The sequence below is a fragment of the Bradyrhizobium sp. CCH5-F6 genome (assembly GCF_001556045.1).
GTDB lineage: Bacteria > Pseudomonadota > Alphaproteobacteria > Rhizobiales > Xanthobacteraceae > Bradyrhizobium.
Window position 1 is genome coordinate 1 of sequence record NZ_LSIC01000113.1, and the last position, 16,338, is coordinate 16,338.

Annotated in this window: 18 protein-coding genes; 10 read left to right on the top strand and 8 right to left on the bottom strand. The window is 64.9% G+C overall.

The genetic code is table 11. The features are described from left to right. From AX729_RS20075 to AX729_RS20085, 3 genes are all read left to right on the top strand, one after another. The coding region (locus AX729_RS20075) for a DUF4082 domain-containing protein (protein ID WP_156457087.1) at positions 1 to 1,746 on the top strand (1,746 nt) is incomplete at its 5' end. Between the two features lie 264 nt (positions 1,747 to 2,010). Then, positions 2,011 to 2,445 (top strand): Rrf2 family transcriptional regulator, encoded by a 435-nt coding sequence (locus AX729_RS20080; RefSeq protein ID WP_061026141.1) that lies wholly within the window; start codon positions 2,011 to 2,013, stop codon positions 2,443 to 2,445. Positions 2,446 to 2,470: 25 nt separating this feature from the next. Continuing rightward, complete coding sequence (locus AX729_RS20085) at positions 2,471 to 3,154, top strand: class I SAM-dependent methyltransferase (protein WP_061026142.1); 684 nt, start codon at positions 2,471 to 2,473, stop codon at positions 3,152 to 3,154. Positions 3,155 to 3,169: 15 nt separating this feature from the next. Here AX729_RS20085 and styB read toward each other — a convergent pair whose 3' ends face one another. Both styB and styA read right to left on the bottom strand, forming a co-directional pair. Continuing rightward, entirely contained in the window at positions 3,170 to 3,673 is a 504-nt protein-coding gene (gene styB / locus AX729_RS20090; protein WP_061026143.1) for a styrene monooxygenase NADH-dependent flavin reductase subunit StyB, read from the bottom strand. Positions 3,674 to 3,679: 6 nt separating this feature from the next. Then, positions 3,680 to 4,930 carry a styrene monooxygenase subunit StyA gene (gene styA / locus AX729_RS20095; protein ID WP_061026144.1) on the bottom strand — a complete coding sequence of 417 codons (1,251 nt, stop codon included), beginning with the start codon at positions 4,928 to 4,930 and terminating at the stop codon, positions 3,680 to 3,682. 103 nt (positions 4,931 to 5,033) lie between these two features. Here styA and AX729_RS20100 point away from each other — a divergent pair, with 103 nt between their 5' ends. From AX729_RS20100 to AX729_RS20110, 3 genes are all read left to right on the top strand, one after another. Beyond that, positions 5,034 to 5,963, top strand: coding sequence for a LysR family transcriptional regulator (locus AX729_RS20100; RefSeq protein ID WP_061026145.1), 930 nt, complete (start codon positions 5,034 to 5,036; stop codon positions 5,961 to 5,963). A gap of 30 nt (positions 5,964 to 5,993) precedes the next feature. Next, the gene (locus AX729_RS20105; protein WP_061026146.1) at positions 5,994 to 7,016 is read left to right on the top strand and encodes an LLM class flavin-dependent oxidoreductase; all 1,023 of its coding nucleotides are present in this window, start codon (positions 5,994 to 5,996) and stop codon (positions 7,014 to 7,016) included. Between the two features lie 158 nt (positions 7,017 to 7,174). Continuing rightward, on the top strand, positions 7,175 to 7,447 hold the full coding sequence (locus tag AX729_RS20110; protein ID WP_061026147.1) for a hypothetical protein: 273 nt from the start codon (positions 7,175 to 7,177) through the stop codon (positions 7,445 to 7,447). A gap of 63 nt (positions 7,448 to 7,510) precedes the next feature. Here the strand turns inward: AX729_RS20110 and AX729_RS20115 are convergent, their stop codons facing one another. Together AX729_RS20115 and AX729_RS20120 are read right to left on the bottom strand one after the other, a co-directional pair. Continuing rightward, a complete protein-coding gene (locus AX729_RS20115) occupies positions 7,511 to 9,676 on the bottom strand; it encodes a GumC family protein (protein ID WP_061026148.1) in 2,166 nt (721 codons plus the stop codon). 99 nt (positions 9,677 to 9,775) lie between these two features. Then, entirely contained in the window at positions 9,776 to 10,405 is a 630-nt protein-coding gene (locus tag AX729_RS20120) for a LysR family transcriptional regulator (protein ID WP_061026149.1), read from the bottom strand. A gap of 141 nt (positions 10,406 to 10,546) precedes the next feature. Here AX729_RS20120 and AX729_RS20125 point away from each other — a divergent pair, with 141 nt between their 5' ends. Continuing rightward, positions 10,547 to 11,788: an MFS transporter gene (locus AX729_RS20125; RefSeq protein ID WP_061026150.1), complete on the top strand. Its 1,242-nt coding sequence runs from the start codon at positions 10,547 to 10,549 to the stop codon at positions 11,786 to 11,788. Here AX729_RS20125 and AX729_RS20130 read toward each other — a convergent pair. From AX729_RS20130 to AX729_RS39765, 3 genes are all read right to left on the bottom strand, one after another. Continuing rightward, positions 11,781 to 12,824: a zinc-binding dehydrogenase gene (locus AX729_RS20130; RefSeq protein WP_061026151.1), complete on the bottom strand. Its 1,044-nt coding sequence runs from the start codon at positions 12,822 to 12,824 to the stop codon at positions 11,781 to 11,783. The genes AX729_RS20125 and AX729_RS20130 overlap by 8 nt on opposite strands. Before the next feature lie 13 nt (positions 12,825 to 12,837). Next, positions 12,838 to 13,524 (bottom strand): class I SAM-dependent methyltransferase, encoded by a 687-nt coding sequence (locus tag AX729_RS20135; protein ID WP_156457088.1) that lies wholly within the window; start codon positions 13,522 to 13,524, stop codon positions 12,838 to 12,840. 80 nt (positions 13,525 to 13,604) lie between these two features. Continuing rightward, positions 13,605 to 13,832 (bottom strand): hypothetical protein, encoded by a 228-nt coding sequence (locus tag AX729_RS39765; RefSeq protein WP_156457089.1) that lies wholly within the window; start codon positions 13,830 to 13,832, stop codon positions 13,605 to 13,607. 19 nt (positions 13,833 to 13,851) lie between these two features. On the opposite strand from AX729_RS39765, the gene AX729_RS20145 reads away from it, so the two are divergent. The 3 genes from AX729_RS20145 (at position 13,852) to AX729_RS20150 (ending at position 15,240) form a co-directional block, all read left to right on the top strand. After that, positions 13,852 to 14,220 (top strand): BA14K family protein, encoded by a 369-nt coding sequence (locus AX729_RS20145; RefSeq protein ID WP_061026153.1) that lies wholly within the window; start codon positions 13,852 to 13,854, stop codon positions 14,218 to 14,220. 7 nt (positions 14,221 to 14,227) lie between these two features. Continuing rightward, complete coding sequence (locus AX729_RS39770; RefSeq protein ID WP_156457090.1) at positions 14,228 to 14,365, top strand: hypothetical protein; 138 nt, start codon at positions 14,228 to 14,230, stop codon at positions 14,363 to 14,365. A gap of 83 nt (positions 14,366 to 14,448) precedes the next feature. After that, positions 14,449 to 15,240: a phytanoyl-CoA dioxygenase family protein gene (locus AX729_RS20150; protein ID WP_061026154.1), complete on the top strand. Its 792-nt coding sequence runs from the start codon at positions 14,449 to 14,451 to the stop codon at positions 15,238 to 15,240. A gap of 55 nt (positions 15,241 to 15,295) precedes the next feature. Here the strand turns inward: AX729_RS20150 and AX729_RS20155 are convergent, their stop codons facing one another. Then, positions 15,296 to 16,333: a tripartite tricarboxylate transporter substrate binding protein gene (locus AX729_RS20155; protein WP_156457092.1), complete on the bottom strand. Its 1,038-nt coding sequence runs from the start codon at positions 16,331 to 16,333 to the stop codon at positions 15,296 to 15,298. Between the last annotated feature and the right edge of the window lie 5 nt (positions 16,334 to 16,338).

Genomic DNA, 16,338 nt, shown 5'->3' on the forward strand with positions numbered 1-16,338 from the left:
GTCACGGGCGTGAGCGGCGGCGTCAACGGCACCGTCAGCTTCAATGCCCAGACCAATACGGTCACCTTCACGCCGACCGCCGGCTATACCGGCGCCGCATCCTTCAGCTATGCCATCGCCGACGGCCGCGGCGGCACCGCAACTGCAACGGTCGGTCTGACGGTCAATACCGCACCCAACCAGTCGCCGGTTGCCAACAACGACAGCGGCTACAGCACCACGCAGGACACGGCTCTGACCATTGCCGCGTCTGCCCTGCTTGCGAACGACACCGATCCGAACGGCGATCCGCTGACGATCACGGGCGTGAGCGGCGGCGTCAACGGCACCGTCAGCTTCAATGCCCAGACCAATCTCGTCACCTTCACGCCGACTGCCGGCTACACCGGCGCCGCATCCTTCAGCTATGCCATCGCCGATGGCCGCGGCGGCACTGCGACCGCGACAGCCAATTTGGCGGTGACTACGCCGATCGTGAGCCTGTTTTCAAATTCGGATACACCGGCCGTCCTCTCGGATCCCGATACGGCCCAGGTCAATCTCGGGGTGCGTTTCACGTCATCTGCGGCCGGCACCATCAACGGCATCAAGTACTACAAGGGCACGGGCGACACCGGCACCCATACGGGGTCATTGTGGAGCAGCACCGGCACGCTGCTGGCGAGCGCTACATTCTCGAACGAAACCAGCAGCGGGTGGCAGACCGTCATCTTCAACAATCCGGTTTCGATCACCGCCGGCACGACCTATGTGGCGAGCTACCACAGCAACGGCCATTACACGTCCACGGGCAACTACTTCACCAGCCCGCACGTCAATGGTCCGCTCACAGCGCCCGCCGGCAACAATGGCGTCTACACCTACGGCTCCGGCAATCTGTTCCCGACCAGCACCTACGGGGCCAGCAACTACTGGGTGGACGTGCTGTATAGCCCCGCGAGCGGCGGCGCCAACCTGGCACCAGTCGCCGCGAATGACTCCGGCTTCAGCACAACTCAGAACTCTCCGATCTCGATCCCAGCCTCGGCCCTGCTTGCCAACGACACCGATCCCGACGGCGATGTCCTGACGATCACGGGAGTGAGCAATGGTGTCGGCGGCGCGGCAAGCTTCAACGCGCAGACCAACACCATCACTTTCACCCCCAATTCCGGATATACTGGAGCGGCGTCGTTCGCCTATGCCATCTCTGACGGTCGCGGCGGGACGGCAAGCGCGTCCGCCTCTCTGGATGTCAACGCAACATCCGGCAGCATCGTAAGCCTGTTCAGCAGCAACCCGACGCCGAGCGTGGTAACGGTCAATGATCCGAACCCGGTGGAGCTTGGGTTCAAATTCCAGGCATCCAGCCCCGGCGACGTCACCGGACTGCGCTTCTACAAGGGCCCGTCGAACGTCGGCACTCATACCGCAAATCTCTGGAGCGGCACCGGCACCCTGCTGGCCACCGCGACCTTCAGCAATGAGACGGCGAGCGGCTGGCAGCAAGTCAATTTCGCCACGCCGGTCGCGATCACGGCGGGGGCGACTTACGTTGCGTCCTATCACACGTCAGGAAACTACTCCGTCGAACCCAACCTCTTTAGCTCGGCGGTCAGCAACGGACCGCTGACTGCGCCATCCTCGGCTTCGAGCGGAGGCAATGGAGTGTATGCCTATGGATCCGACAGCCTCTTCCCGACCAACACCTATAACTCATCGAGTTACGGTGTGGACGTTTTGTTCCGTGCGCAACTGACCGCGTAGCGAGGCAGCGGCTGACTGAGCCACTGCTACCGTGAGAAAAGCCATGTCGCGGTCGAGGCGGATGTTTGCGCAGCAGTGTTTGCGAGAACAACCGACCGCGGTGAACAGCACGATGTTCGTCAGCTCCCGGCACAACCCGGTCAACGGGTGAGGCGTGCGAATGCGCCTCGACCAGAGGCGCGGACCTGATACGCCCCAACGCATCCGATTGTCCGGCGTCGTTTTCGGTTGACCCTCGTCCCGACATGTAACATATACAGTTACATGAGACGCGATTCCCGCTTGTCCGGCGTGCTCCACGTTCTGCTGCACATGGCGCAGCAGCCTGGGCCGTTCACGTCCGAGACCCTGGCCAAGGCGATGGACACCAACCCGGTGGTGATCCGGCGCATCATGGCGGGCCTGCGCGACCTCGGCTATGTCCGCTCCGAGAAGGGGCATGGCGGCGGCTGGACGCTGGCGTGCGACCTTTCGAAAGTAACGCTGCGCGACGTCTACATTGCACTTGGCAGCCCGGCGCTGCTGGCGATGGGCAACCGCACGGAGGCGCCCGGCTGCCTCGTCGAGCAAGCGGTCAATGCCGCGCTCGATCAGGCCTTTCACGATGCGGAAGCGCTGCTGCTGTCGCGGCTCGGTGAGGATCTCCGCAAGCGGCTCGGCTCCCGCAAGCTTCAAGCCATAAGCGCGCATCACACGTGATGGGGGCTTCAGCAAGGACGACGTCATGACCGGCATTCAAGACATGTTCTCCGATCCGCAGGCGGTGGCGAACTACACCAACGGACCGCCGCGATTTGTTCCCGGCTACAACGCGATGCTGTCGATGGCAGCAATCCTGCTGGCCGAGCGCGCACGTGAAGATGCGCGGATCCTCGTCCTCGGCGCCGGCGGCGGCCTGGAGCTGAGGGCGTTCGCGCAGGCACAGCCGGGTTGGCGCCTCGACGGTGTGGACCCGTCCGCCGCGATGCTGGGGCTCGCGAGGCAGACCCTTGGCGAGCTCGCGCCGCGCGCGCGTCTTCATCAGGGTTACATCGACGATGCGCCGGAGGGGCCGTTCGACGGGGCGACCTGCCTGCTGACCCTGCACTTCGTCGATGTCGCGGAACGGCGTCGCATCGCGTCGGCAATCCACCGGCGACTCAAGCCGCGCGCACCTTTCGTGGTCGCCCATTTGAGCGCGCCCAACGGCGATGAGGAGCGCCCGCTGTGGCTGTCGCGGTACTCCGCGTTCCTGGCCTTCTCCGGGGTCGAACCCGAGAAGGCGGCGGCCGCGCGGGACGCCGTGACCAAGCATCTGGACATCCTCGCGCCGGCGCAGGACGAGGCGGTTCTGCGCGAGGCCGGCTTCACCGACCCCACCCTGTTCTATGCCGGCTTCGCCTTCCGCGGCTGGGTGGCTTACGCCTGAGGCGTCGCGGTTCGGTCACCGATCAACCGGCATGCCGGGGCCGAGATGATACCTGCTGGAGAAGAACACCAGCGGTGTGGAGTCGCGATGATCGCAGCTCGAGACTTCAGCGATGATCAGCGTGTGGTCGCTGACCTCGACGTGCCGTGTGACCTCGCAGGCGAACCAGGCGATGCATCCCTGCAGGCGCGGAAGGCCGTCGACGATGTCGTAATGCGGCGCCGCGCCTGCGTTCGGCTGGCTGGCGAAATGTCGTGACAGATCCCGGCCGTGGTCAGGCAGGACGTTGACGCAATAGCGTCCCGTCGCCGAGATCGCGCGGTGCATGCGGCCGGGCATGACGGAGACCAGCACGGTCGGCGGCGACAGGCTGACGGTCACGAAGCTGTTCGCGGTCATGCCGCAGACGCGGCCGTGCTCGTCCAATGCGGTCAGCACCGTGACGCCGGTCGCAAAGCGCGACGCGGCTTCGCGAAACGATGCCGGGTTGGCGCGCGGCCTCTCAGTCTCCGCTCGCATCGATCCTCACGCGATCGCCCTGACGGGCTCGGGCGGCGCCGACATGCGTTCGATCCAGGCCTGGATGCGCTGCGGCGTGGAGATGCGATCCCACTGCCGGTCCGGATAGTTGAAGTTCTCGGTGAATTCGTTTGCCAGTATTGGATTCTGGCTCATCGCGCCGATCAGCATGCCCAGGGCTTCCGTCGGCGGCTGCAGCATCACGTTGGTCCAGCGCGAGGCCGCCAGCACGCGGTCCTGCCGCTTCAGATCAATCTTCTCGCAGAGGCGCGCGTCGAGTGCGTCGGCGTTGACGATCTCCTCGCCGAGCACGAAGGCCGCATAGGAGGCGACATTGGCGCCCTGGCCCATCATGGGATCGACGATGGCATGGACGTCGCCGAGCGCGATGGCGCATTTGCCATCGTCGAATTCGACCACCGTGTTGCGCACCGTCGGGACCACGCCGCCTTGCAGCAGATCCTGCGGCTGCGCGAGATCGAAGCGCGCGGTGTCGATGCGGTCGTAGGTGGTCGGGTGATGCTTCTCCAGTTTGCCCAGCAGCACCTTCAGAAAGTGCCTGGGGTCATCGTCGTAGCTGAGCGTGGCCAGCTCCTCCATGTCGCCGCCGGGCACGTTCTCCATCAGCAGCGCGTTGGCGATGCCGCCGAAGGTGACGGTCGGGATCACGATCATCTCGCCATGACCGGGCGACACAGAGAGCGTGACGTTCATGGGATCGGGCTGACGCACGCCGGTGTAGAGGCCGACGCACAGCCGCCGCTGCGGCTGGGAATAGGGGGTATGCTCGGGACGATAGGTGAAGAGCTGACCGAGCGGCCCCTTGCCGGTGGAGACGACCAGCAGGTCGAAGCGCGCGACCAGCGGACGGATGTCGCGCTCCTCGATGCGGCGGTACTCGATGATGCCGCCGCGCTTCGTGAAGTCCTGCATCAGGGCAGGAAGATAGATCCGGTAATCGACGGCGCGGCTCGCTTTCGAGAAGTCGCCACGAAAGCGCAGCGGCTGCGGAAAATTGAAGACGTGGTCGTGGTAGTAGTAATGGTCCTTCGGATCGGTCCAGTGATTGACGCCGAGATAGTCCTCGCGCGCGATCGTCACATGGTGGTGCGCGACGGTGTTGAGCAGCCGGCTATCGCGATAGTCTTCCGGCGTCCGGTCGGTGATGACGGTGGCGTCCACGCCATGCTTTTGCAGGTAGAGCGCGAGATGCAGGCCGGCGATTCCGGCGCCGACAATTCCGATATGGCGTGCCACGTGACTCCCTCCCCGGCTGCTTGTTTTGAGGAAGCCTAGCGGCACGAGCCGTTGCGCACCACGGAATATATGGGATATGATTTATTCCAGCTCGGAATTAATCATGGACCGGATCGACTGCCTCCGCGCTTTCGTTCGAACCCTGGAAGGCGGCAGCTTCTCGGCGGCGGCCAAGGAGCTCGGCATTGGCCAGCCCTCGATTAGCAAGCGCATCGCGATGCTGGAGAGCGAGTTCGGTACGCAGCTGTTCTCGCGCACGACGCGCACGCTGAAACCGACGGCCGAGGCGCACCGCATCTACGATCTCGCGCGCCAGATCCTCGACAATTTCGACATGGCACGGTCGAGCGTGGAGCAGGCGGCGCCACGCCCGACAGGCACGCTGCGGATCGGTGTGCCCTCATCGTTCGGGCGGCGCTACATGATGCCGGTCATCGCCGAGTATGTGCGGCACTATCCGGAGGTCCGGGTCGACATCCGCTTCAGCGAGCGGTTCGTCAATCTCGTCGAAGAAGGCATTGAGCTCGCGCTGCGCATCGGAAACCTGGAGGCGAGCACGCTGGTCGCCCGCCGGCTCGGCACCGTGCAGCGCTATTTGGTTGCGACACCGACCTATCTGCACGGCCGCCCGATGCCGCGGACGCCCGACGATCTCAGCGCGCACCAATGCATCGTCTATTCCAGGATGTCGCCGGCCCACCAATGGGCCTTCGAATCCGAGCATGGCCGTCACGTCGCGTCGATCAACGGACCCATTCATGTCGACGATGCCGACGCGATGCAGGAAGCAACGATGCATCATCTCGGCATCGCGGTTCTGCCCGACTGGAATGCCGCGAACGGTCTTCGCAGCGGCGAGCTCGAACATGTGCTGCCGGACTACACGATTGCCGCGCTGCCGCTGCATGCGGTCTATCCGGAGACGCAGTGGATGTCGCCCCGCGCGCGAACCTTCCTGGATCTCCTCGTGGAGCGCGCCGAACATTTTGCTGTGTCCTGGCCGCAGAGCACCGGCATCAGTGCGGATGGTTGACGCCGTCCCACGCATCATTAAATGACGCCCATGAAAAAGATCGGATTCCTCTCCTTCGGGCACTGGACGCCCTCGCCGCAATCGCAGACGCGCTCTGCCGGCGACACGCTGCTGCAATCGATCGAGCTTGCGGTCGCGGCCGAGCAGTTAGGGGCCGACGGCGCCTATTTCCGCGTGCACCATTTCGCACGGCAGCTGGCCTCGCCGTTCCCGCTGCTGGCCGCCGTCGGCGCGAAGACGAGCAGGATCGAGATCGGCACCGCCGTGATCGACATGCGCTACGAGAACCCGCTCTACATGGTGGAGGACGCAGGCAGCGCCGACCTCATCGCCGGCGGCAGGCTCCAGCTCGGGATCAGCCGCGGCTCGCCCGAGCAGGTGATCGACGGCTGGCGCTATTTCGGCTATCGGCCGGCCGAAGGCCAGAACGACGCCGACATGGGACGGCGCCATGCCGAGGTCTTCCTCGACCTGCTCCGCGGCGAAGGTTTTGCCGAGCCCAATCCGCAGCCGATGTTTCCGAACCCGCCGGGGCTGCTTCGCCTCGAGCCGCATGCGCCGGGCCTGCGCGAACGGATCTGGTGGGGCGCCGGCTCGAATGCCACCGCCGTATGGGCGGCGAAGCTCGGCATGAACCTGCAGAGCTCGACGCTGAAGAACGACGAGACCGGCGAAGCCTTCCATGTGCAGCAGGCCGCTCAGATCCGCGCCTATCGCGCGGCATGGAAGGAGGCGGGGCACAGCCGCGAGCCGCGCGTGTCCGTCAGCCGCAGCATCTTCGCGCTGATGAACGATCGCGACCGCGCCTATTTCGGCGGGGAGCGCGGAGGCGAGGACCAAATCGGCTTCATCGATCCGCGCACGCGGGCGATCTTCGGCCGCTCCTATGCGGCGGAGCCCGATGTGCTGATCGAGCAGCTGCGGCAGGACGAGGCGATCGCCGAGGCCGACACGCTGCTGCTGACGATTCCGAACCAGCTCGGGGTGAGCTACTGCGCGCATGCGATCGAGGCGATCTTGAAGCACGTGGCGCCGGCGCTGGGATGGCGGTAGCGCAAACCAACGATCTCCATCGATGAACAATTGCCGGCTCAGCTTCCTCATGGACGGGCAACCCTGAGGAGGTGGACGCAGCAACGCACGTCATTGACAGCACGACACAACCTGAGAGAGCATCTGGCGTTTCATTCAGACCTTTGGAGAATGCCAGTATGACCGCCATCCACATGGATTCCTCAGTCAGCCAGACCATCACCCGCGCCGTCATGAATGGCGGGGTTCTGAGCTGCACCAAGACCAGCGACAAGGACGTCTACTCCCATTCCATATGGGCGACGGAGAGCAACATTCGCCAGTTCACGATGCATGAGGGCGACAGCATCGTCGTTCCGCCCGGCTCGACCCTCACGATCTGGATTTTCCGGAAGCTGCCCGGGCAGTCGACGTGGCAGATGGATTTCGACCTCACGGAAAAGGCGGCCTGAGGCCTCAAACAGGTTCAAGACCGAGCATCGCCGCGACGTGCAGACGACGGCGCGGCGATGTCATCATCCAACCGCAAGACCCAGTGCGCCACCCTCGGGGTGAGGCGCCACCGAACCGGCGGGCACGTGATTGACGACGAGGCCGGTCGGCACGGCCGCATATTTCGACAGCGCCGCGGTCACCCTGCGCATCGCGCCCGAGCCAAGCTCGCCCGCGCGCGCCACCAGGACGATCAGGTCGGCATGCGCGGCCAGGGCGACGGCGTCGGGCTGCAAGGCGAGATTGCCGGCATGGACGACGATCAGGTCGAACTCCGAACGTATGTCGTCCTCGGGCCTCGCATCGGGTTTTCGGCCGGCACTCAGGAGCTCGTCGATCGACTGAAGTCCCGCCGTGGTCGAGCCGTCGTTCCATTCGGTCACCGGCGGCTGGTGACTTGCGAATTCCGGCTGGAGCCGGATCAGCACGCTCATCATGCCCCGATTCACGGCGGCCCGATTGAGGGAGCGCGCAACCGTGTTGCCGCCGGCGCTCTTGCCGACCGACAACACCAGCGCGACCTTGCAGCCGCGCACCGGCACACGGTCGATGCGTTCGAGCAGCGGCCGCAGATGGATGCCGAGATCGAGCTCTGCTGAAGTGGCGATCGGTCTTTGCCAGACCGTGTTGGTCCCGGCTCCGGACGCCAGCTCGGGGATGCGGGCCCAGACAGGAAGGCCGGGCATCGGCTCGGCCTTCGACATCGCTTCGGTTCGGTGCATGGCCGCGGCCGGAGGCTGGGCTTCCCGGCCGGGCGTCTCCTCCGCGTCCAAGGATGCAGGCGCCTGAACGGACGCGGGCTTGTCGGCGGTCATGCTCGACGTCACCGAAACCGCGGCGGTGGACGTCAACAGCGAGCCGATCGCCAGCGCCGCGAGCAGCAAGGCGAGCGGCGGACGCGTCGGGCGCACCGGCGGAATGGCGGGCGAGGCGATCTTGGTCTGGGACGCCTGCAGCTGACGCTGCTCATTGGTGGTCTTGAACCTCGACAGGAACTGCTCGTAGATGTTCCTGTTGGCGTCGGCGTCGCGCTGCAGCTCCTGCAGCTTCACCAGCGCCTGGCCGTCGATCAGCATCTTCGTCTCGAACGCCTTGAGCTGCTTCTCCAGCGCATTCTGCTGCTCGAGCTGGGCCTCATATTCGGACTTGGCCGTGTCGATGTTCTTCTTGCGCTCGATCTCGATCTGCCGGTTGATATCCGCCAGCTGGCTGTAGGAGATCGCGAGGTCGGGATGGCGGTCGCCGTACACCGCCTTCTTCTGCGCGATCTGGTCATTCAGGGCCGAGCGCTGCGCGCGCAGCATGCTGAGGAGGTCCTGCTTCACCGGCCCTTCGACGTTGGCCTTGAGATCGCGCTGCACCTGCTCGTAGCGGGCCTTGGCCTCCTCGGTGCGCAAGCGAGCGGCGGAGACCTGCTGGGTCAGATCGGTGACCCGCAATTGCTGCGTGGTGGATTCCTTGCCGGCATTGACGATCTTGTGCTCGAGCCGGAAGGCGGCGACGGCGTCTTCCGATGCGCGCAGGCGCTCGTTCAGCGTCTTCAGCCGGTCCTTGAGCCAGTCGGCCGCCTCGTCGGTCGCCTCGGTGCGAACGCGGCCCTGACTGGCGACGAACGCCTCTGCGATCGCATTGGCGTAGTAAGCGGCCCGCTCGGGGCGGTTCGAGGTGACGGAAATCGCCATGACGTAGGTGAGCCCGCGCCGGGTGATCTCGAGGCGGTTGCGGAATCTTTCGAGCACGCGCGTCATGTCGGTATAACCGCCCGCGATGTCCTCGTCGTCCGCGATCTTGAGCTGCTCGATCAGGGGGCGGAGAAAGCCGTCGGATTTGGCGATCTCGATCTGGCTCTGGAGCGCCGCGGCATCCTGGCCGATGCCCGGCAGCACCTCCTGATCCGAGGTCACGCGCAGCTCGCGGGGATCGAGCACGACCAGGGCCGTCGCGGCGTACCGGACCGGAAGAACCATCAGAACCACGGCGCCGAGGGCGAACAGCGCCAGGGCCAGCGTCAGAATGCGCCGGCCATTCTCGCGCAGAAAGGAGAGCGTACCGGAGACGGTCAGCGAACCCTTGACCATTGCCGGCCCGGTGCCGTCGGACTTCACTCTCGCAGCCCGGGGCGCTTCCCACGAAGCCGCTTGCTCCGTCGGGGCGATGCTTCGCGGAGATGCGCGGCTACCGAACGCCATGGGGTTGGACTCGAAATCAACTGACAGTCATAGCCGAGAGGCTTGTCACACCGTAAATATCCATGGTTAACCGCCGGTTACGGCCGCCGCGCGAAGCCGTTATGGCACGCGGCTCGGCCATGCCGCCGGCGACGGCGCCTTGGCGGCGCCCGCAGGCTCGAGCTTACGATCGCCAAGCAGGCAGGACCGCAGGGTCTCGATCTCTGGACAATCGGCGGTGCCGAGCGGGCCGATCAGGAAGCCGCTGTCCAGAGGCTCGCACCTGTAGCCGGTGCAGCGCTGCACCCTGTCCGCGATCAAGACATCGACCTTGCCTTCGAGCAGCTCGTGCAGCCCAGCCGGCTGGCTGATGCGAACGGCGAGCTGTGGCTGAGCCCGACGGAACTGTGCCAGGCGAGTCCGCAACCCATCAATGGCAAAACTCGCGTGGAGCCCGACATGCAGCAGGCTCGTGACGCCCTCAGGCTTGAGTTCGGCGGTCGCCTCGGCGAGGCAACGAAACGCCTGACGCACCCGCGCCAGATAGGTTTCGCCTGCCGACGTCAGAATGACCTGCCGCGTCCGGCGCTCGAACAGCTGCACGCCCAGCCGTTCCTCCAGCAGGCGGACCTGCTGGCTGACGGCACCAGCCGTGACGTGCAGCTCGTGGGCGGCCTGCTTGAAGCTGAGGTGGCGGGCCGCGGCCTCGAAGGCGCGCAGGGCATTGAGTGGCGGCAACAGATACGTCATGGCCGGCTCCGGACGATGCGGGAAGGATAGGGAAGATGCATGAGTTTCGTTCGCCGGACAAAAGAGAAATCCTGCTTTGTCGCCTGTGACGGCGGACGATACCCCGGGCCGTAGCTCCCCAGCCCGAGGAGATCTGCCGCAGTGCCGCCTGACATTCCGTCGATCGAGGCTCCCTATTCCTGGATTCGTCTTTCGGCCTCCATCATCCTCAGCACATTGGGCTGCGTTGGGATGTGGTCGCTGGTCGTGGCCTTGCCGGCGGTGCAGGCCGACTTCGATGCGCCTCGCGCCGCGGCGACCTTGCCGTACACGCTTGCCATCATCGGCTTCATGATCGGGGGCATCGTCGTCGGCCGGTTGGCGGATCGCTTCGGCATCCTCCCGCCGCTGGCCGGCGGCACGATCCTGATGAGCCTCGGCTACCTCCTCACCGCCTTCGCGCCAAACCTGTCTGTCTTCGCGACGATCTGCGGTCTCACGATCGGCCTCGGCGGCGCCGCTAGCTTCGCGCCCCTGGTGGCCGACGCCTCGCTGTGGTTCGACAAGCATCGCGGCCTCGCCGTTTCCCTGGCGACGGCCGGCAGCTCCCTGGCCGGAGTGGTCTGGCCACCCATCGTCCAGAACGCCATCGCTGCGGTCGGCTGGCGGCAGACCCATATCGGCATCGGCCTGTTCTGCCTCGCGACGATGCTGCCGCTGTCGCTGGTCCTGCTGCGCCGGCCGGAGTTGCAGAAGGCGACGCCCAGAGCCGTGAGCAGCGGCGGCACGGTACGAACCATAGGCTTGCCTCCCGCTGCCACGCAGGGCCTGCTCGCCTTCGCCGGCATGTGCTGCTGCGTCGCCATGTCGATGCCGCAGGTGCACCTGGTTGCCTATTGCGGCGACCTCGGCTACGGCCCTGCGCGCGGAGCCGAGATGCTGGCGGTCATGCTCGGCTTTGGCGTGGCGAGCCGCCTGATCTTCGGCTGGGTGTTGAACCTCATCGGCGGCCTGCCGACCTTGCTGCTGGGCTCGGCGATGCAGGCCGTGGCACTCGCGCTTTATCTGCCGTTCAACGGGCTGGTCTCACTTTATTTCGTTTCCGCCATTTTCGGACTGGCGCAGGGTGGCATCGTGCCGAGTTATGCGGTGATCGTCCGTGAGCTGTTCCCGGCCCAAGAGGCCGGCTTTCGCGTCAGCCTCGCCATCTCGGTCACGCTCGCCGGCATGGCACTGGGAGGCTGGATGGCCGGCGCGATCTACGACTGGACCGGCTCCTACGCTTCCGCGCTGGTCAATGGCATCGCCTGGAATATCGTGAACATGGCGATCACGGCCTGGCTGCTGGAGCGCCAGCGTCGGCATGCTGCCGGCGCGTGCGCGTCGAACGCAGCGCTCAGCTGATGTTCAGAAGGATCCGTCCCGATGTGCCGCTGCGCATCAGGTCCAGCGCGTCGTTGATGTCATCGAGCGCGAACTCGTGGGTGACGATGCCGCGGTAGCTCACCTTGCCGGCATCGCTCAGGCGGACCAGACGCGGGATATCGCGCGCGGGCTGGCATTGCCCGCCTTCCGAGCCCTTCAGCACCTTCTCGAAGTGTAACGGCAGCGTGTAGATCTCGGCCTTCTCGCGGGGAACGCCGACGAGGATGCAGCGGCCCTTCTTCGCCGTGATCTCGTAGGCGAGCTCGATCAAATTCTTGACGCCGGTGGTCTCGACGACCTTGTCGGGTCCGTCGGGCCCCGTGATGGACCGAACCTCGGCGGCCACGTCCTTCACCACCTCGGAATTGATGATGTGCGTGGCACCGAAATCCCTCGCCATCGCCAGCTTGTTGTCGAGGCGGTCGATCGCAATGACCGGCCAGGCGCCGACCATCGCGGCAAATTGCACGATGTTCAATCCGACGCCGCCGACGCCGAACACGACGACCGCTTCGCCGATGGCGATTTGCGCATCGTTGTTGACGACGCCGAGCGCGGTCGTCACCGCGCAGCCGAGCAGCGGCGCGCTGGTGCGATCGATCGAGGCGGGAACGGGCGTGACGCGGTTCTCCGACACCACGGCATATTCATTGAAGGTGGTGACCCAGCCCGCATTGAGGCGCTTGCCGCGCCAGGAATAGACCGGCGTGTTGGACTGGATGCCCTTGCCCGGCCGCCAATGCATGACGACGGTGTCGCCCTGCTTGCAGGAGACGACGCCGGGCCCGGTTTCGACGATGGTCGCCAGCGCCTCGTGCCCCAAGAGATGCGGCAGGAACTTGTCGACGCCCTTGACGGCGTCGATCTCGTTGATCTGTGCGCCGCAGATGCTCGACGTGTGCACATGCGCAAGCACCTGGCCGTGCTCGAGCTTACCCGGCAAGGTGAACTCGTCGACGACCAGCGGCTTGCCGGACTCGACGAGAATGGCTGCCTTCGCAGTCTTGATGTCCATCGGCAGCGCCCGGTCACTCGAAATAGATGAATTCGTAATCGCCGGTGTAGCCGAGCTTGCCATACAGCCAGATCCATTCCGACGTGTGCAGGATCGACTCCGCCGTCAGCGCCCAGCATTCGAGATTGTGCAGCTCGGCGACGGTCCGGTAGCCCTCGACCATGACGTATTTGTTCTTGCCGACCCGCTCGATCTCCTTGAGCGCGGCCTCGAGCTCGTAGAGCCTGAGATTGTGCAGGGTGCCGAGCGAGATGACGAGGTCGAAACTGTCGTCGCCATAGGGATAGACGTCCTGGGCGCGATAGTTGAACAGGTACGGCTTCACCTGCTCATGCGCGTTCGCGAGACCGTGCTTGGAGATATCGAAGCCGACGACCTTCAGGCCCGGCAGGATCTTCTGCATCTCGTACAGCAGAAAGCCCTTGCCGCAGCCGACGTCGAGCACGCTGGACTCATCCTTCAGACCATAGGTCTCGATCAGCGCCTTGGCGACCGGCGCCCAGCGCCCCTCGATGAAGCGGTAGCCGCCATAGCCGAAGCGGCGGTCTCCATCCCAGTAATCGGCCTCGTATTCCCGCGCCTTCAGCGAGCAGCCGATCTTGTCGTCGTTCATGCGGGCCATGTAGTCGCGCTTGGTCGCCGTATGCAGCGGCGTCACGATATTCAAAAGTCGTCCCATCGAGTCCTCGGATTCCATCACGCGCTGAGATCGTCTTGACCGGCCTGGGGAGCCGTGCGCCGTGACCTGCGACTCGCCCTAGCATTTGTGCCGAATTGCCGTCATTGTTTCAGATCAATGATGCCGCAATCGAACGGCATCGGCCCCACGTTCCGCGCGCGGGACGCATCGAGATTGACCGCATCCCGATCGACGAGCAGGGCCCGCGGTGCAGGTTCAGCTTCAAATTGTTCCGACTGCATCCTTACGAACATTTCATTTTCTGCGACCGTCTGACGCTCGCACTGCCCTGAGGGAACGGAGCGTGCAACCGGCCGTTGCTCCATCATTCGACAACATGGAGTCCACATGACAATCCGCAGAACTTTCGTCGTCCTCGCGGCCGCTGGAGCGATGCTCTCGACGGCTGCCGCGCCGGTGCTCGCGGCACCTCTGCCGATCGGCAATCCCGGTCCCGACTCGGGCGTTCAGCAGGTGCAGTACCGGCACGGACATGGACACGGGCATGGCTACGGCCACAGGCATCATCACCGGCATTACGGTGGCGGCGCAGCCGTACTCGGCGGCCTCGCGGCGGGCGCAATCATCGGCGGCGCCATCGCCAACAGCCAGGCCCAATCCAGCGCCGCCTCCTACTGTGCGCAGCGATATCGATCCTACGATCCTGGCTCGGGAACCTATTTGGGTCGCGACGGACTGCGTCGCCCCTGCCCGTGACGCACGCATGAGCATTCGGCAGCCTCCTCGCATCGCGCGGCAGGCTGCCGACCCCGCGAGAGACGAGCGCATCTTGATCGCACCGCCCACTGCGGTGTACCTTCCCGACATGATGTTCATCTCCACATTCTTCCCGCTGATCTGAACGGCTGACGTCGTTTCCAGCGCATCCGCGCCAATCAGATCAAACGGCTTCGCTTGATGCGATAGCCGAACGGAGAATGTTGAATGCACAGGAACGAACAGGCGGGCCTGTCTCCCCGTCAGGTCCAGAACTTCATCGAAGACGGTTTCATCAAGATCGAGAATGCCTTCAGCACCGACCTTGCGAAGCAATGCAGGGACGAACTGTGGGCGGATATCGGCCTGTCGCCGGAGGAGCCCGAAAGCTGGACTCGCCCCGTTGTCCGGGTGGGATCCAAGGCGTCGCCCCCATTCATCGAAGCCGCGAACACGCCGGCCCTGCACGAGGCCTACGATCAACTCGTTGGCAAGGAGCGCTGGCTTGCGCCCAGGGGCCTCGGAACCTTTCCGATCCGCTTCCCTTCAGCGGAATGCCCTGGTGACGATGGCTGGCACGTGGATATGAGCTTTGGCACCGCCAATCCGGATTTCATGGAGTGGCGCGCCAATGTGAAGAGCAGCGGCCGCGCATTGCTGATGCTCTTTCTGTTCTCGGATGTCGGCCCGGACGATGCACCCACGAGGATCCGGAAGGGCTCGCATGCTGCTATCGCGCGGGAGCTGCTGCCCTTTGGCGAAGCAGGCGCGACGCTCCGGCAGCTCGCTTCCGAAAACTGGGTGTCGACGGAGGACTGCGAGGTCGAACTGGCAACCGGCGCGGCAGGCACCGTCTATCTGTGCCACCCGTTCCTGGTTCATGCCGCGCAACCTCACCGAGGGAAGCAGCCGCGCTTCATGGCACAGCCTCCGCTACTGCCGAGGGGCGAACTCGATCCGGCGTTGCCACCATCGCCGGTTCAGATCGCGATCCGGCGGGCTTGCGGACTGAGATTCTAATTGGACGGTATCCGGGGCCGTTCGCGGCCCCGGATATCAGCCGGATTCGCAAGACTTATTGCACGTCGATGTTGGCGTCCTTGACCAGCCTGCGCCAGCGCGCCTCCTCCTGGGAGACATAGCGATCGAGCTCTTCCGGAGCGCTGCCGACCATGATGAGGCCTTCGTTCGCCTCGAGCTTCTTGAAAGCACCGGACTGGACGGCTTTTGCGATCGCCTGATTGAGGCGTGCAATCACTGTCGCAGGCGTTTTGGCCGGAGCGTACAATCCATACCAGGATTCAGCCGCGTAGCCGGGAACCCCGGCCTCGGCAACGGTGGGCAATTGCGGAAACACCGCCGACCGCTCGGCGGATGTGACGGCCAGCGCGCGGAGTTGCCCGGCTGCCACCAGCGAGGCCGCGCTTGCCACCGTGGTGAACATCACGTCGATCTGTCCCCCCAGGAGATCGCTGATCGCGGGTGCCGCGCCCTTGTAGGGCACCGCCGTCATCTTGACCTTCGCCATCGCATTGAACAGCTCGCCCGCGAGATGGGCCGAGGTGCCGGTGCCGAACGTGCCGAAATTGAGCTTGCCCGGATTGGCCTTGGCCTCGGTGATCAGATCGGAGATCGAGTTGATCCTGGAGGCCGGATTGACGACGACGATATTGAAGGACCGCGCGATCAGGGAGACCGCCGCGAAATCCCGGTGCGGATCGAACGGCAGCTTCTTGTACAGGCTCGGGTTGACCGCGTGCGCGAAGGTCGCCATCAGCAGCGAATAGCCGTCGGGCTCGCTGGTGGCTACCGTTTGGGTCCCGATGATGGTCCCGGCGCCCGGCTTGTTCTCGATGATGACGGGCTTGCCGAGATCGGTCTGGATTTCCTGGGCTGTCGTTCGCGCCATGATGTCGGTCCCGCCGCCGGCTGCGAAGGGCACCACGATCTTGATGATCTTGTCGGGATATTCGGCGCGCGCCGGCGTCACTCCGAGGCCTGCGACGACCGCACAGGCGAGGATGGCAAGACTTCGCCTGCGCTGCACAGCAAAACCCTTCCCGCAAACGCGGTCGAATTTGATGATTCCGCCACTGGCCATCTGGATCTCCATCCGAT

Coding starts and splice junctions, on each gene's coding strand:
- AX729_RS39770 (WP_156457090.1), top strand. CDS start 14,228: ATGAGCATTCGGCAGCCTCCTCGCATCGCGCGGCAGGCTGCCGACCCC.
- AX729_RS20130 (WP_061026151.1), bottom strand. CDS start 12,824: ATGGACATCAAGACTGCGAAGGCAGCCATTCTCGTCGAGTCCGGCAAG.
- AX729_RS20105 (WP_061026146.1), top strand. CDS start 5,994: ATGAAAAAGATCGGATTCCTCTCCTTCGGGCACTGGACGCCCTCGCCG.
- AX729_RS20080 (WP_061026141.1), top strand. CDS start 2,011: ATGAGACGCGATTCCCGCTTGTCCGGCGTGCTCCACGTTCTGCTGCAC.
- AX729_RS20115 (WP_061026148.1), bottom strand. CDS start 9,676: ATGGCGTTCGGTAGCCGCGCATCTCCGCGAAGCATCGCCCCGACGGAG.
- AX729_RS20120 (WP_061026149.1), bottom strand. CDS start 10,405: ATGACGTATCTGTTGCCGCCACTCAATGCCCTGCGCGCCTTCGAGGCC.
- AX729_RS20155 (WP_156457092.1), bottom strand. CDS start 16,333: ATGGAGATCCAGATGGCCAGTGGCGGAATCATCAAATTCGACCGCGTT.
- AX729_RS20100 (WP_061026145.1), top strand. CDS start 5,034: ATGGACCGGATCGACTGCCTCCGCGCTTTCGTTCGAACCCTGGAAGGC.
- AX729_RS39765 (WP_156457089.1), bottom strand. CDS start 13,832: ATGATGGAGCAACGGCCGGTTGCACGCTCCGTTCCCTCAGGGCAGTGC.
- AX729_RS20110 (WP_061026147.1), top strand. CDS start 7,175: ATGACCGCCATCCACATGGATTCCTCAGTCAGCCAGACCATCACCCGC.
- AX729_RS20085 (WP_061026142.1), top strand. CDS start 2,471: ATGACCGGCATTCAAGACATGTTCTCCGATCCGCAGGCGGTGGCGAAC.
- AX729_RS20145 (WP_061026153.1), top strand. CDS start 13,852: ATGACAATCCGCAGAACTTTCGTCGTCCTCGCGGCCGCTGGAGCGATG.
- styB (WP_061026143.1), bottom strand. CDS start 3,673: ATGCGAGCGGAGACTGAGAGGCCGCGCGCCAACCCGGCATCGTTTCGC.
- AX729_RS20150 (WP_061026154.1), top strand. CDS start 14,449: ATGCACAGGAACGAACAGGCGGGCCTGTCTCCCCGTCAGGTCCAGAAC.